Genomic DNA, 14,603 nt, shown 5'->3' on the forward strand with positions numbered 1-14,603 from the left:
TCCCACTGACTACGGATCAGAAGGTTGGGGGTTCGAATCCCTCGTGGCGCACAGTGTCTTGAGTCGCGACATAGGTCTCACCTGAGTCGCGTCTTAGGTCTCACGTGAAGAAGCCCTCGGCCATCGGCCGGGGGTTTTCTCGTTGTTGCGCCAGTAGCTGCGGGTGGGGTCGATGGTGTGGGTGGAGAGGATTTCGCCGGTGTTCAGGGCGATGACGGTGACGGTGGTGTCGTCGGCGAGGGCGAGGATGCGGGTTCCGCGGTGGTGGTAGCCGATGCCGAGGTGGTGCATTCGGCCGGCGCGGCGGAGGCTGACTTTGCCGCCTGTTCCGACGAGGTCGTAGCGGATGCGGTAGTGGCCGGGGGTGCGGGCCTGGGCGGGGAGCGCTTTCGGGGTGGCGCGGAATGCTTGCCCGGGTGTCTGCCGGTTCAGGGCGCGGTGGGGGCGGTGCTCGTTGTAGTGCTCCCGGAACGCGTCGAGCTGAGTCTGGAGCTCGGTCAGGGTGTCGGCGGCGGGCCGTGCGGTGAGCCAGCGTTTGAGGGTTTGGTGGAAGCGTTCGATCTTGCCTTGAGTTTGCGGGTGGCTGGGTGAGCCGTTCTTCTGGGTGACGCCGAGCAGGGGGAGCAGGTATTCGAAGGCGTTGCGGCCGCCGCCGAACCGGGCGGTGTAGACCCTGCCGTTATCGGTCAGGGTGGAGGCAGGGATGCCGTGCCGTTCGGTCGCGGTCAGGAAGCTGGTGACCACGTCGTCGCCGGTGACCGGGCGGTGTGCGGTGCAGGAGAGCAGGTAGCGGGAGTGGTCGTCCAGCCAGTTCAGGATCTCGATATCGGTGCCATCGGCCAGGCGCCAGTGGGTGAAGTCGGACTGCCAGGTCTCGTTCGGTTGCGCGGCCTGAAACCGGAGGTAGGAGGAGCGGGGCCGTTTCCGGGGTTCCGGGGTGATGAGCCCGGCGGTGTGGAGGGTCCGGCGGATCGTCGAGGTCGACGGAGCCTGCAGGTTCTCCTGTTCGAGGTGCCAGGCGATGGTGACCGGGCCGGCATCCAACCCGTTCCCGATCAGCTCAGCTCGCAATTGCAGGATCCGTTCCCGGACTTCGTCCGCGGTTCGCTGCGGGCTGGTGTGCGGGGCTCGGGAGCGCGGTTCGACCGCGTCCAGGCCGCCGTCTCGGTAGCGTGCGAGCAGCCGATGCAGGTGCCGGCGGGAGAACCCGTACTCGGCAGCTGCCGCCGTCACGGTGAGCTGTTTGGACACGATCTTCATCACGGCGACCCGAGCCTTCGACATGCCACCGACTGTGACGCATGTCCCGACTCACCAGGGACCTATCAACTGAGACCTATGTCGTGAACCCAGACACCTCGTGGCGCACAGTGTTTGCACGAAGGTGCTCGCACAACGAACTGGTTGAGACAGTAGACGAAGGCCCCGGAGCGATCCGGGGCTTTCGTCGTCTCCGGGGCCGTGTCCCCTCGCTAGGCTCGTCCCCATGAGCGATCTCGACCATCTCCGCCGCGCCATCGCCCTCGCCGATGCGGCGCGTGCCCACGGCAATCACCCGTTCGGTGCTGTGCTCGTCGGGCCGGAGGGGTCCATCGTGCTGGAGGCCGAGAACACGGTGAACACGGAGCGGGATATCACCGGCCACGCGGAGACGAACCTTGTGCGTCTTGCCGGCCGCGATATCCCCACCGGGGAGCTGCCCGCGTACACGCTGTACACCTCGTGCGAGCCCTGCGCGATGTGCTCTGGCGCGATCTACTGGGCCGGGATCGGGCGTGTCGTCTACGCGCTGCCCGAGGGTGCCCTGTACGCGATGACCGGCGACCACGCGGACAACCCGACGCTGGCGCTGCCCGCACGCACGGTGCTCGCCGCGGGCAGCCGCTCGATCGAGGTCTCGGGACCGCACCTGGAGGTGGGAGGCCGCGGCCTCCCACCTCGGCTTCTGGGCCTGACCGACCGGCACTCAGGCGAGTGGAGCGGCGGGCGGCTTCAGGCCGTAGGCCGCCTCGCGGTCGACGCGGCCGCGCACGAAGACCAACGGCACCAGAGCGAAGATCATGATCACGACGTTCGCCAGCCCCGCGACGCCGGCGAGCGGTCCCGGGTGCATCGCGCTGCTCGTGGCGTCCACCCCGCCCGTCAGCAGGAAGAGGCTCGGGTCGGTAGAGGCGTGCAGCAGGATGGGCCAGATCAGGTTGCCCGTCACCCGCAGGGCCGCGTACATCACCAGTCCGAAGGCGAACGTGTAGACGACGGTGAACCCGACCGCGAGCAGGTTCTGGCCGGACAGCGCATTGCCCGCGTGCAGGGCGGCGAAGAGGAGCGACGACAGCAGCATCACGCTGCGCTCGCCGTAGCCGGCGCGACGCAGCAGGTTCACCGCGAATCCGCGCGTCAGCACCTCTTCCGCGAAGCCGATCACGAGCCCCGTCACCAGCACGGCGACCACCGCGCCGGCATCCCAGGCGGCGTAGTCGGCGCTCGCGAACCGCAGGATGTCGAACACGACGACGATCCCGACACCGATCCACATCCACCACGATCCGCCGATCGGCTGGCGCCCGAAGAGCTGCTTCAGCCACCCCAGCGACGGGGCGAAGATCACGAGCAGGATGCCGCCGACGACGATGGCGGCGCCGATCCCGAAGAAGACGCTCGCCGCGTTCGCGAACACGTCGTGCTTATCGATCAGGCCGCCGAACGCGAGGAAGACGAGCACTCCGGCGAGCTGGTAGAGACCCCAGTAGACCGCAGCCACCAGCAGGGCCTTCCACCATCCGCCGCGGTTCCAGAACCGCCGCCAGGCCGATTCCGCCGCGGCTCCGTGCTCTCGCTGCTCCGAACTCACGGGGCTCCCTTCGCCTCGTCTTCCGAGCCGGGCGGCTCCGCCCGCACTGTACACGGCCGCCCGCCCGTGCAATATCTCGACTTCTCTTCGGCCGAACCCGGGCGTAATCCGGCGGATTCGCGTATCGTTGTTCACGCGCTTTCCGTAAGCAGCTCCGGAACGGTTCCGGCGGCGTCGGTCATCGCAGATTGAAAGAAGAAAAAACGATGGCAACTGGCACCGTCAAGTGGTTCAACTCCGAGAAGGGCTTCGGCTTCATCGCTCCGGACGACGGTTCGGCCGACGTGTTCGCTCACTACAGCGAGATCACGGGTAACGGCTACCGCAACCTGGAAGAGAACCAGAAGGTCGAGTTCGAGGTGACGCAGGGCAACAAGGGCCCGCAGGCCTCCAACATCCGCGCTCTCTGAGACGCTCTCGAAGCGCCCCGTCCGACGTCGGACGGGGCGCTTCGTGCGTTCGGCGGTGGTGTCGCCGGCACGGTGGATACTGATCCCATGTCCGACACCACTTGTCACATGTCGATCTCGCTCGACGGCTTCGTCGCCGGGCCCAACCAGAGCCTCCAGAACGGGCTGGGGGAGCGCGGCCAGGAGCTGCACCGTTGGCACATGGGCGACCCGCGCGCGAACGACGCCGACGCGACGGCCGCCGGGTGGCTGATGCGGCCGCGCGGCGCCTACGTGATGGGCCGCAACATGTTCGGCCCCATCCGCGGCGAGTGGGATGACGCCTGGGAGGGCTGGTGGGGTGCGGAACCGCCGTACCACGCGCCGGTCTTCGTGCTCACCCACTACGCGCACGACCCGATCGAGATGGAGGGCGGAACCACCTTCCACTTCGTCACCGACGGCTTCGACGCCGCCTACGCGCGCGCCGTCGAGGCGGCCGCCGGCGCCGGCGTCGACATCGCCGGCGGTGCGTCGACGGTCCGCCAGGCGCTCAACGCCGGGGTGATCGACGAGCTCACCCTCGACATCGCGCCCGTCCTGCTCGGCAGCGGCGAGCGGATCTTCGACGACGTCACCGCCTTCGACTTCGAGCCCGTCGAGGTGCTCCACTCTCCGCTGTCGACGCACATCCGCTACCGTCGCGTCAGCGCGGGCTGACCGCCGACACACAGAGGTCGCGAAACGCCGCTCCGGAACCTCCGGAGCGGCGTTTCGCGACCCCGGTGTCGCGGGGTGGTCGGGAGGTCAGGCCCGGGGATCGCCCGGTCCGGCGTCCTCCGCGCCCACGGTCGCAGGCGCGCCTCCCGCGCGTTGCTCGGCTTCCAGACGCTCCGCCTCCTCGCCGCTGATGGCCTCGCCACGGGCGACGAGCCCGGCCTGATCCGAGAGCGGGATCTGCTTGAGGAACAGGGCCAGGATGAGCGCGATCGCGATGAACGGGATGAGGTACCAGAACACCGGGGCGAGCGCGTCGGCGTAGGCGTTCACGACGCCGGTGTGCACGGCCTCCGGGAGCGCGTTGAGCGCCTCCGGGCTGAGCGTCGCCGTCGCCCCGGCCGCGTCGGACGCGGAGGCGCCCGCCTTGGTGAAGACGTCGGTGAGGTTGTCGGTCAGGCGCGTCGTGAACAGCGTGCCGAAGACGGCCGTGCCGAGCGCGGCTCCGACCTCGCGGAAGTAGTTGTTCGTGGAGGTCGCGGTGCCGATCTGCGCGGCCGGGACCGCGTTCTGCACGACGAGCACGACCACCTGCATGATCAGGCCGAGGCCGGCGCCGAACACGAACAGGTACACGCAGATCAGCCATATCGGGGTCGACGCGGCCAGCGTGGTCATGCAGACCATGGTGATGCCGGTGATGATCGCGCCGAGGATCGGATAGAGCTTGTATTTGCCCGTCTTGGTGATCGCCATGCCCGACGCGATCGACGTGCCGATCAGGCCGACCATCATGGGGATCATGAGCAGGCCGGAGGCCGCGGCCGAGGTGCCGGACGACATCTGAAGGAAGGTGGGCACGAAGCCGATCGCGGCGAACATCCCGATGCCGAGCGCCAGGCCGATCGCGGTGGCGTTGACGAAGATCGGGTTCCTGAACAGCGCCAGGGGGATGATCGGGTCCGAGGCCCGCGCCTCGGCGATCACGAAGGCGATCGCCGCGGCGAGCATCCCGATGCCCCACGCCCAGGTCGCGAAGGAGCTCCAGCCGTAGTCCTTGTCGCCCCCGAAGTCGGTGAAGAAGATCAGGCAGGTCGTCGCGATCGAGAGGAAGAGGATGCCCAGGATGTCGATCGGGCGGGTGGCGCGCTTGCTCGGCAGGGTGAGCGCGACGATCGCGATGACGAGGGCGGCGATGCCGACCGGGATGTTGATGTAGAACGCCCACTGCCAGGTCAGGTGGTCGACGAAGAAGCCGCCGAGGAGCGGGCCGGCGACGGCCGAGAGGCCGAAGATGGCGCCGAGCGGGCCGAGGTACTTGCCGCGCTCGTTGGCGGGGACGATGTCGGCGATGATCGCCTGCGAGAGGATCATGAGCCCGCCGCCGCCGAGGCCCTGGATGGCGCGGAACACGACGAACGTCCAGAAGTCGCCCGCGAACGCGCAGCCGATGGACGCCGCGGTGAAGATCGCGATGGCGATGATGAAGAGCCACCGACGGCCCAGCACGTCGCCGAGCTTGCCGTAGACGGGCATCACGATGGTGGTGGCGAGGATGTAGGCGGTGGTGATCCACACCTGGTGCTCGACGCCGCCGAGGTCGCCGACGATCGTCGGCATGGCGGTGGAGACGATCGTCTGGTCGAGGCTGCTCAGCAGCATCCCGGCGATCAGGGCGCTGAAGATGATCCAGATGCGCCGCTTGGTCAGCAGCAGCGGCGCAGGCGCGGTGGCGGTCATGGGGTCCGTTCGTTCTCGGGTGGTGCGTTCGTTCTCGGGTGGTGCGGTGGGATGCGGGGGCGCCGGGTCGGCCGGCCTCAGGCGAAGAGCTCGCGGACCGCGGCGATGCGTCGCCGGATGATGTCCGGGAGGTCGTCGGAGGTCTCGGGGCGGAAGAACTCCTCGGCGCTCGCGCGCAGTAGTCCGCCGGCGAGCTGCACGGCCGCAGCGGCTCGCAGGTCGCCGCGGGGCAGCCCTTCGCGGCGTTCGACGAGCAGGATGTCCTCCCGCTCGCCTTCGCCCGCCATCTTCAGCATGTGGGCGGCGAGCCGCGGCTCGCGGTCGACGGCGCGGAGCAGTTCGTGGATGTCGGCGGCGGTGAGTCCGCCGTAGTCCCAGCGCGCGAGGTGCAGCGCGATCAGGTCGTCCAGCAGGTGCACGATCCCACGCGGCCCCTCGGCCAGGAACCGTTCGGCGGCGCCGGATTCGTCGAGGTCGACCGGGATGCCGATGACCGCGTTCTCCTTGGAGGCGTAGTAGTTGAAGAGGGTGCGGCGGGAGACGCCGACCTCCTCGCACAGCTCCTCGACGGTGAAGCCGGAGAGCCCGCGTTCGATGGTCAGCCTTCGCGCGGCCTCGCGGAGTCCGCGGGCCGTCTCGGCCTTGCGCCGCTCTCGCGTAGAGATTGCACTCTCGTTCACGAAGTGAAAGTTTGCACCTTCAAGCTGAAAGTGCAATGTGAGCGGTCGGCGGACCGAGACCGGCCACGACCGGCACGTTCAGTGCGCGAAAGCGGTCTTCGGGATGCGGGTCGGGTCGCCCGTCCGCAGCTCGGCGCACACCGCGCGCACATCGGCCACCAGGGCGTCGGCGAGCTCGGCGCTGAAGCCGTCGCGCACGACGATCCGGAGCACGGCGACATCCTCCGCGTTCGCCGGCATCGTGTACGCGGGCACCTGCCAGCCGCGGGCTCGCAGCTCGTGCGAGACCTGGAACACCGTGAAGCCCGATCCCGGAGCGACGTCGAAAGCGATGACGGGGATCGCCGTGCCGTCGGTCAGCACCCGCAGGTCGGGCACGGCGGCGAGGCCGGCGGAGATGGTGACGGCGGTGTCCCGCAGCGCCGTCATGATCTCCGTGTACCCGGCCCGCCCGAGTCGGACGAAGTTGTAGTACTGCCCGATGACCTGGTTGCCGGGGCGGGAGAAGTTGAGCGTGAAGGTCGGCATCTCGCCACCGAGGTAGTTCACCTCGAACACGAGCTCGGACGGCAGATGGTCGGGCGACCGCCAGACGACGAAGCCGATGCCCGGGTAGGTGAGGCCGTACTTGTGGCCGCTGACGTTGATGGAGACGACGCGCGGCAGTCGGAAGTCCCACTCGAGGTCGGGGTCGAGGAAGGGGACGACGAACCCTCCGCTCGCCGCGTCCACGTGCACCGGCACATCCGGTCCGCCGCTGTCCGCGAGGGCGTCGAGCACCTGACAGATCTCGGCGATCGGCTCCAGCTCGCCGGTGAAGGTTGTGCCCAGGATGCCGACGACGCCGATCGTGTCCTCGTCGACCGCGTCCCGCACCTGCTCGGGAGTGATGACGTACCGGCCGTGTTCGACGGGCAGATACCGCGGCTCCACCTCGAAGTAGCGGCAGAACTTCTCCCACACCACCTGCACGTTCGATCCCAGCACGAGGTTGGGTGCGCCGCCGCCGCTCAGCCCGCGCCGGGCCCGCCAGCGCCATTTGAGTGCGAGCCCGGCGAGCATCACGGCCTCGCTCGACCCGATGGTGGAGGTGCCGGTCGGCTGTCCGGGCTCGGCGTGGAACAGGTCGGCGACGATCGACACGCAGCGGCGCTCGATCGCGGCGGTCGACGGATACTCGTCCTTGTCGATCATGTTCTTGTCGAACGACTCGGCCATCAGCACCTCGGCCTGCGGCTCCATCCACGTCGTCACGAAGGTGGCGAGGTTGAGCCGGGAGCTGCCGTCGAGCAGCAGCTCGTCGTGGATGAGCCGGTACACGCTGTCTGGGTCCGTCGCCTCGTCGGGCAACCGGTCGGGGGGAGCCTGCCGGGAGAGCCTCCCGGTGTAGGCGGGGGTCGTGGTCCCTTCGTGGACGAAGCGTTCGGACGTCATGGCGTGCCTCCCTCGCGGCCGATGCTAACCGCGGCATCCCGGTGCAGCAAGGCGGCGTCCCGTCACGTCTCACCTCGTGCGGGCGCGCCGGTCGAGTCGCGGCGCACCACCTGGTAGGGGGCGACCGACGTGCGTGTCGGCGCCTCCGGGTCGTCCAGGCGGCGGAGCATGGCGGCGACCGCGAGGCGGGCGAGTTCGTCCATGTCGGGAGCGACGGTGGTGAGGCTGGGCGCGCTGTACGCGGCTTCGGCCGTGTTGTCCCAGCCCACGACGGCGACCTGCTCCGGGACGGCGATCCCGTGTTCCCGGAACGCGCGCAGGGCGCCGATCGCGAGGAGGTCGTTGGCGCACACCAGGCCGTCGATGTCGAGGCCGCGGGCGATGAGCTCCGTCGTGCGGTCGTATCCCTCCTGGCGGGAGTAGTCGCCGTGCGGGTTCACCTGGTCCCATTGGGCGACCGTGACGATCCGCGCCGGACGCAGGCCGGCGTCCTCGAGCGCTCGCGAGAAGCCGGCCAGGCGCAGATCGGCAGGGGCCGCGCCGACCGTGCCCGACTCGACGTCGCCCAGGAAGGCGAGCCGGCTCCGACCCTCATCGATGAGCGCGCGGGTGACGTCGTGCGTGGAGCGGACGTTGTCGACGACCACGCTGTCGATGCGGTCGCTGCGGAAGCGCTCGCCGAGAAGGACGAGCGGCGTCGGGCCGCGCTCGGCCTCGAAGCGCTCCAGATCGATGGTCAGCGGGCTGAAGAGGATCCCGTCGGTGAGGATGGCGCGGAATCCCGCGGCGACGCGCAGCTCGCGCTCGAGCATGCCGCGCGTCTCGTCGATGACGACGTCGTACCCGACTCTCTCGGCCTGGCCGACGACGGCGTGGGCGAGCTGGGCGAAGTACGGGTGCGAGATGAAGGGCACCGAGAGCGTCAGGAGGTTGCTGCGGCCACTGCGGAGCTGACGGGCGGCGAGTTGCGGTCGGTAGTCGAGCTGAGCGATGGCCGCCTCGACCTTCTCGCGGGTGCTCTGACTGATGTAGCGGTGGCCGTTCACGACGTTGGAGACCGTGCGGTATGACACGCCGGCCACCGCAGCGACATCTTTGAGGGTCGGGGCTGCGCCCGATCGCCGTCCGGGCCGGGGGGTCTCGCTACTCACTCTCCCGATCGTAGCGGCTGAAATGTTGCAACGTTGCGAGATCTTAATGTTTCCACGTTGCAAGATCGGCTGAACTCTGCTTGAGTGGCTCCTGCGCGGGCCGTGCAACGTCGATACCCCACCGGCCCGCGAGTCTTCCACAATGACGAGGAGATGGACCATGACCCGATTCCCCCGATCCGGTCGACGAGCGCTCGGAGCGGCCCTCGCCGCTGCTGTCGCGCTGGCCGGGCTGACAGCGTGCGGCTCCGACGAGCGCACGTCCGCACCCGCTGACGGAGGCGGACTCGGCACAGCCGAGAAGCACGTCGCGATCACCATGATGTCGAACGATGCGTTCGCCCAGCAGTGGCAAGAGCAGCTGGTCCCGGAGTTCAACAAGAAGTATCCCTACGTCGACGTCACGATCGATGCGGTCCCCTACACAGAACTGCTCGCCAAGGGCATGCTCAACGGAACCGACACCGATCCGCAGTACGACCTCATCACCCTCGACGACCCGTGGACCCCGCAGCTGGCCCAGGCGGGTGTGCTCCTCGATCTCACGAAGGATGCGGCCCCGTGGACCGAGAAGGGCTACGACTGGTCCGACTTCAACTCGGCGCCGCTGGCCGCGAGCGAATGGGACGGCAAGCAGTATGGCGTCCCATTGCGCTCCAACATGCTCCTCATGTTCTACAACAAGGACCTCTACGCGAAGGCGGGGGTCCCTGAGCCGACGCCGGACCTGACCTGGAGCGAGTACATGAAGCAGGCACCGCGACTCGTCCAGGACACCGACGGGGACGGCAAGCCCGACTCGTGGGCCGTCGGCCTCACCTGGATGAAGGGAGTGCTCTCCCCGCCTTTCTGGCAGGCCGTCCTCAACTCCAACGGCGGAAAGCTGTTCACCGACGAGATGAAGCCCGCCTTCGACACCGCAGCCGGCGCGGCCGCCCTGCAGACCCAGGTGGACCTTCTGAAGTACGCCCCGCCGGGAGCGGAGTCCTATAACTACACCGAGCCCCTCGACGCGTTCCGCCAGGGCAAGATCGCGACGATCTTCACCTGGGGCAGCGCCTACAAGAGCGCCGCCGTCGACCCGGCCGTCACCACGCTCACGCCCGAGCAGGTCGGTATCCAGACGATGCCGGCCGGCTCGGCCGGACCCTCGACCCACCGCGGCATCTGGAGCGGCGCCGTCTTCAAGAACTCGGCACACCCGGAGGCGGCCTGGACCTTCCTGCAGTGGATGAGCTCCCGGGATGGCGAGCGGTTCTGCACCGACACCTTCGGCTCGTTCCCCGCGCGGTCGTCGACCCTCGCATCGACCCCGGCCCAGCCGTGGATGCGACCGGTCTTCGACACCCTGCAGAGCGCTTACGACGTCGCCGCGAAGGGCGAGATGTGGCGGCCGCGTTCGCCGGAGTCGAATGCCATCCAGGAAGTCCTCGCCGACCAGACCAGCGCCGCGGTTCTCGGAGGGATCTCCAGCTCCGACGCGCTGGGCAAGGCGAAGACGCAGATCGAGGAGCTCCTGAAATAGCCCATGTCGGTCGCACTCTCGAAGCAACGCAGCCCGCAACGGAGCGGAGGTCGCTCGCGGGCGTCCGTCCTCGCGCGGGACCTGGTGAGCCGGTGGTCCTTCATGATCCCCGCGACGGTGCTCCTGGCCGCCGTGCTCGCCTACCCGCTGCTGTACACGCTGCAGATCAGCCTCTCGCACTTCGACCTCGCCTCCTTCGGCCCCGGGAGCTGGGTCGGTCTCGAGAACTACACGGATGCCCTGGCCAATGAGTCGTTCCAGAACTCGCTGGCGGTGACGAGCGTCTATCTGCTCCTCGCCCTGCCGCTGCAGATCGTGCTCGGGTTCGCCATCGCCTTCGTGATGAACGCGGAATGGAGAGGGCGCGGAGTCGTCCGCGCCCTCTTCCTCATCCCGATGGTCGTCGCGCCCGTGGTGTCGGGCGGCATCTGGAAGATGCTGCTCGACCCGCTCTGGGGTGTGGTCGGTTGGATGACGAGCCTGGTCGGCCTCCCGCCGGTCAACTGGTTCGGCGACGCGACGATGTCGATGATCAGCGTCGTGATCATCGACACCTGGAGATCGGTGCCGTTCGTCGCCCTCATCGCCTCCGCAGCACTTCTCGCTCTGCCGAAGGACGTTTTCGAGGCTGCCGCGGTCGACGGCGCCAACTGGTGGCAGACCCTCTGGCGGATCAGCCTCCCGATGCTGGCGCCGATCATCGCCGCCACCTTCATCGTTCGCTGGCTCGGCGCGGTCAAGATGTTCGACATCGTTCTCGCCACGACCAACGGCGGTCCCGGCCAGGCCACGAACGTCGTCAACCTGTACATCTATCAGCAGGCGTTCCGGCTCCTCCGGTTCAGCGAGTCGTCGGCCATGGCCGTGATCGTCCTCGTCCTCACCACCCTGCTGACCCTCGCATTCCTGTGGGGGAGCAAGAAGCTGGAGGACCGGCTGTGACCACCGCACTGAAGACACCGCACGCGTCGCCGCCCCGCGACGGCCGACCGGTCGCGCCCCTGCGCCGCCGCTCGTCTCGCGCGTCCGCCGCGCGACGCGGGCGCCGAATCCGCATCTGGTCGGGGGTGATCGTGTGCGGCGTGTTCCTGCTTCCACTCGTGTGGATGCTGATCACCTCGTTCAAATACCAGCGCGACATCTTCACGGTCCCGCCGACCGTCTTCTTCGAGCCCACTCTCAGCCAGTACGTGCAGGCGTGGACGGCGAACGGACTCGGGCCGAAGATGCTCAACACCGTCGTCGTCGCGCTCGGCGCCGGCATCGTATCGCTCGTGGCCGGCGCGATGGCGGGCTACGCCCTCGCCCGGCTGCGCATACGCGGAGCGGCGACGATCGGTGTTCTCATCCTCGCCTCGCGCGGCGTCCCGCCGATCGCCCTCGCCGTGCCGCTGTTCCTCGTCGCACGCACTCTGGGCATCACCGATACCCACATCACGCTCATCCTCGCGTACTGCTCCTTCGTCATCCCGTACGTCATGTGGTTGATGCGAGGGTTCTTCCTGGCGCTGCCGAAAGAGCTGGAGGAGTCGGCGATGCTCGACGGTTGCTCGCGGATGGGTGCGTTCTTCCGCATCATCGTCCCGATCTCGGCGCCCGGCCTCGTCTCGACGTTCATCTTCAGCGTCATCCTCGCCTGGGAGGAACTGCTCTTCGCCCTCGTCCTGACCAATCGCAAGGCCACCACCGTCCCCGTCGCGATCGCCGGTATGGCCGGTGACACCGAGCACGGTGCCAACTGGGGTGCACTCGCGGCGGCGGGGATGCTCACGGTGGTCCCCGTGGTGATCCTCGCGATGCTGGTGCAGAAATGGCTCATCCGCGGCCTCGCAGACGGGGCGACCAAGGGATGATCCACGCCCTCCACCACCGTCGATCAGCCAACCCCACTGACAGAAAGGACGTCTCGTGAGACTTCCCCTGCGCCCCGTCGCCCCCGGCGGCGAGCCTGTCGCCGAGCGTGAGATCGTCCGTCCGGTCGACCTGTGCGCTCCCGGCGGCACCCTCAATCCGGAGGCGGTCGGCTGGACCAGGCACGCTCTGCACCGCACCGCGCTGCCGGGATGGGGGCGCAACAAGCGGTTCGAGTACTGGGCGATCACGACGCCGACCTCGATCGTGACGATGAACATCTCCAACCACGACTACCGTGCCAACGTGTCGGTGACCTTCACCGACCGCGACGGCTATCGTGAGATCCGGCAGGGCGGCAACAGCTGGCTGCCCCGCCTCGGCGGACTGCGCGACGCGCGCAATGCGGAGCCGATGGAGGCCCGCCGTCGCGACGTGCTCGTCCGTCTCACCCCCGACGGAGCCGGCACGGTCCTCCACGCCGAGTCGGAGCGCATCCAGGCCGACATCCGCGTGCTTGCCGCGCCCGACCACGAGTCCATGGGGGTCGTCGTGCCGTGGGGGCCGCGGGTGTTCCAGTACACGAAGAAGGACAACGCGCTCGCGGCGGAGGGTGTCGTCGTGGCGGACGGTGTCACCCATCGGATCGAGCCGGAGACGGCGACCGCCGTGCACGACCGCGGACGCGGTCGCTGGCCCTACTTCACGCTCTGGAACTGGGGAGCCGGCGTCGGCACCACCGCCGAGGGCCGCGCTCTGGGACTCCAGCTCGGCGGAAAGTGGACCGATGGGACCCCGTCGACCGAGAACTGGGTGCGGCTCGACGGTCGACTGCACAAGATCGGCAACCACCTCGACTGGCGCTACGACCGCGCCGACTGGACCGCTCCCTGGACGATCACCGGTCCCGACGTCGACATCGTCTTCCGCCCCCAGCACCACTCCCGGCAGATCTTCGACCGGTGGCTGATCAAGAGCCGTAGTGACACCTGCTTCGGCCACTACGAGGGCCGTATCCGTCTCCCCGATGGCGACACGATCGTCTTCTCCCAGGTGTTCGGCCATGTCGAGGAGGTCGAGCGCCGCTGGTGATCAGACCCTCCGGACGACACGGCGCCGTCCACGCGCCGCCGGAGCCGAGCGGGACGTCGTCCCCACCGATGGCGGCGTCCCGCTCACCCCGTCCTGTCCTTGTCCTGTCATCGAAGGAGAGACCCATGTCCGCCTCTGCACACTCCGAACAGCGCCCGCCCCGGGTGCCCAGCGTCCTCCGGCTCACCGCGGACCAACTGGAGACGACCGCCCCAGCGGCCGCCGTCCCCGACCGCCACTACACCGCTCTCCTCGTCGGTCCCGCGGGCTCCGGCTCACAGCGGTTCGTCTCCGTCCTCGACTCCGAGCGACCGCACGATCTCATCGTCGTGGACTTCGGCGGCGGCCACAGCAGATCCTGGCTCCGCCACGGGTCCTCCGCGACGGAGGTCGTCTACACCTTTCTGGTCGAGACGCCCACGGTCTTTCCCGGGCGGGAGCACGCGCTCGCTCTCTGAGCTCGGGCGAGCAGCGCTCGGGTCCGCCGTCCTGCCCTAAGCTGGTCGGCAGCGGCCGGCCGGCGTCGGTCGCAGGCGGAAGGGGAGGCCATGGGCGCCATCGCAGTGCACGAGTTCGTCTCGCTCGACGGGGTGTTCCAGGATCCGAGCTGGACGTTCGACTACGGCTTCGACCCGGCCATGGGCGACGATCTCGCGCGCATCACGAGCGCCTCGGAGGCCATCCTGCTCGGCCGCACCACGTTCGAGATGTTCGCGCCGGCGTGGTCGACACGCACCGCCGCCGAAGACCCGGGCGCTCCGTTCTTCAACGACTCGACGAAGGCCGTCGTCAGCGGCACTCTCGACGACGCCGGCGCGGAGGCCACCTGGCGCAACTCCCGCTCGCTCGGGGCGTACGACGCCGACCGCATCCGGGAGTTCAAGGAGTCGACCTCCGGCATCTACATCAGCGGCAGCGGCACGCTCGTGCGCTCCCTGCTCGCCGACGGGCTGGTCGACGCACTGCACCTCTTCGTGTATCCGGTCGTGCTCGGGACCGGCGCGCGGCTGTTCCCGGAGGGCACGGCGCGGGCCGCGCTCGAGCTGCGGCACTCCGAGGCCTACGACAACGGTGTGCTGCACCTCCTGTACACGCCGGCCTGACCTCCGCCTTCACCGATCGATCACCATTGCGGTCATAAAGTGACCGCACGTCGGCATAGCGTCGGCTCGT

The 14,603-nt window shown here is 68.7% G+C and carries 14 protein-coding genes and 1 pseudogene; 9 read left to right on the plus strand and 6 right to left on the minus strand.

The annotated features are described in order from the left end of the window. Window positions 1-93: 93 nt before the first annotated feature. Window positions 94-1,284, minus strand: coding sequence for an IS481 family transposase (locus IT072_RS02655; protein ID WP_223357653.1), 1,191 nt, complete (start codon window positions 1,282-1,284; stop codon window positions 94-96). Window positions 1,285-1,486: 202 nt separating this feature from the next. Between IT072_RS02655 and IT072_RS02660 the strand changes: the two are divergent. Further along, a pseudogene (locus IT072_RS02660) lies at window positions 1,487-1,735 on the plus strand (nucleoside deaminase); the annotation flags it as partial. Window positions 1,736-1,966: 231 nt separating this feature from the next. Here IT072_RS02660 and IT072_RS02665 read toward each other — a convergent pair. Then, the gene (locus IT072_RS02665) at window positions 1,967-2,851 is read right to left on the minus strand and encodes a CPBP family intramembrane glutamic endopeptidase (protein WP_223359242.1); all 885 of its coding nucleotides are present in this window, start codon (window positions 2,849-2,851) and stop codon (window positions 1,967-1,969) included. 206 nt (window positions 2,852-3,057) lie between these two features. Between IT072_RS02665 and cspE the strand changes: the two genes are divergently transcribed. Then, complete coding sequence (gene cspE, locus IT072_RS02670) at window positions 3,058-3,261, plus strand: transcription antiterminator/RNA stability regulator CspE (protein WP_223359244.1); 204 nt, start codon at window positions 3,058-3,060, stop codon at window positions 3,259-3,261. A gap of 87 nt (window positions 3,262-3,348) precedes the next feature. Next, complete coding sequence (locus IT072_RS02675) at window positions 3,349-3,960, plus strand: dihydrofolate reductase family protein (protein WP_223359246.1); 612 nt, start codon at window positions 3,349-3,351, stop codon at window positions 3,958-3,960. Between the two features lie 87 nt (window positions 3,961-4,047). On the opposite strand, the gene IT072_RS02680 is transcribed toward IT072_RS02675, so the two are convergent. The 4 genes from IT072_RS02680 to IT072_RS02695 form a co-directional block, all read right to left on the minus strand. Then, window positions 4,048-5,697 (minus strand): MDR family MFS transporter, encoded by a 1,650-nt coding sequence (locus IT072_RS02680; protein WP_223359248.1) that lies wholly within the window; start codon window positions 5,695-5,697, stop codon window positions 4,048-4,050. A 77-nt stretch (window positions 5,698-5,774) separates the two neighbouring features. Then, window positions 5,775-6,377, minus strand: coding sequence for a TetR/AcrR family transcriptional regulator (locus IT072_RS02685; RefSeq protein WP_223359250.1), 603 nt, complete (start codon window positions 6,375-6,377; stop codon window positions 5,775-5,777). Between the two features lie 78 nt (window positions 6,378-6,455). Beyond that, complete coding sequence (locus IT072_RS02690; RefSeq protein WP_223359252.1) at window positions 6,456-7,811, minus strand: glutamate decarboxylase; 1,356 nt, start codon at window positions 7,809-7,811, stop codon at window positions 6,456-6,458. A gap of 62 nt (window positions 7,812-7,873) precedes the next feature. Next, window positions 7,874-8,962 carry a LacI family DNA-binding transcriptional regulator gene (locus IT072_RS02695; protein ID WP_223359254.1) on the minus strand — a complete coding sequence of 363 codons (1,089 nt, stop codon included), beginning with the start codon at window positions 8,960-8,962 and terminating at the stop codon, window positions 7,874-7,876. A 160-nt stretch (window positions 8,963-9,122) separates the two neighbouring features. Here IT072_RS02695 and IT072_RS02700 point away from each other — a divergent pair, with 160 nt between their 5' ends. The 6 genes from IT072_RS02700 (at window position 9,123) to IT072_RS02725 (ending at window position 14,533) form a co-directional block, all read left to right on the plus strand. Next, on the plus strand, window positions 9,123-10,487 hold the full coding sequence (locus IT072_RS02700) for an ABC transporter substrate-binding protein (RefSeq protein WP_223359256.1): 1,365 nt from the start codon (window positions 9,123-9,125) through the stop codon (window positions 10,485-10,487). Between the two features lie 3 nt (window positions 10,488-10,490). Beyond that, window positions 10,491-11,429, plus strand: coding sequence for a carbohydrate ABC transporter permease (locus IT072_RS02705; RefSeq protein WP_223359258.1), 939 nt, complete (start codon window positions 10,491-10,493; stop codon window positions 11,427-11,429). After that, complete coding sequence (locus IT072_RS02710; RefSeq protein ID WP_223359259.1) at window positions 11,426-12,340, plus strand: carbohydrate ABC transporter permease; 915 nt, start codon at window positions 11,426-11,428, stop codon at window positions 12,338-12,340. Before IT072_RS02705 ends, IT072_RS02710 begins: the two co-directional genes overlap by 4 nt. 55 nt (window positions 12,341-12,395) lie before the next feature. Next, window positions 12,396-13,430, plus strand: coding sequence for a DUF2804 domain-containing protein (locus IT072_RS02715; RefSeq protein WP_223359261.1), 1,035 nt, complete (start codon window positions 12,396-12,398; stop codon window positions 13,428-13,430). Window positions 13,431-13,555: 125 nt separating this feature from the next. Then, entirely contained in the window at window positions 13,556-13,888 is a 333-nt protein-coding gene (locus IT072_RS02720; protein WP_223359263.1) for a hypothetical protein, read from the plus strand. Between the two features lie 90 nt (window positions 13,889-13,978). Beyond that, window positions 13,979-14,533 carry a dihydrofolate reductase family protein gene (locus IT072_RS02725; RefSeq protein ID WP_223359265.1) on the plus strand — a complete coding sequence of 185 codons (555 nt, stop codon included), beginning with the start codon at window positions 13,979-13,981 and terminating at the stop codon, window positions 14,531-14,533. The last annotated feature ends 70 nt before the right edge of the window (window positions 14,534-14,603 follow it).

The organism is Leifsonia sp. ZF2019, from assembly GCF_019924635.1.
Taxonomy (GTDB): Bacteria; Actinomycetota; Actinomycetes; order Actinomycetales; family Microbacteriaceae; genus Leifsonia.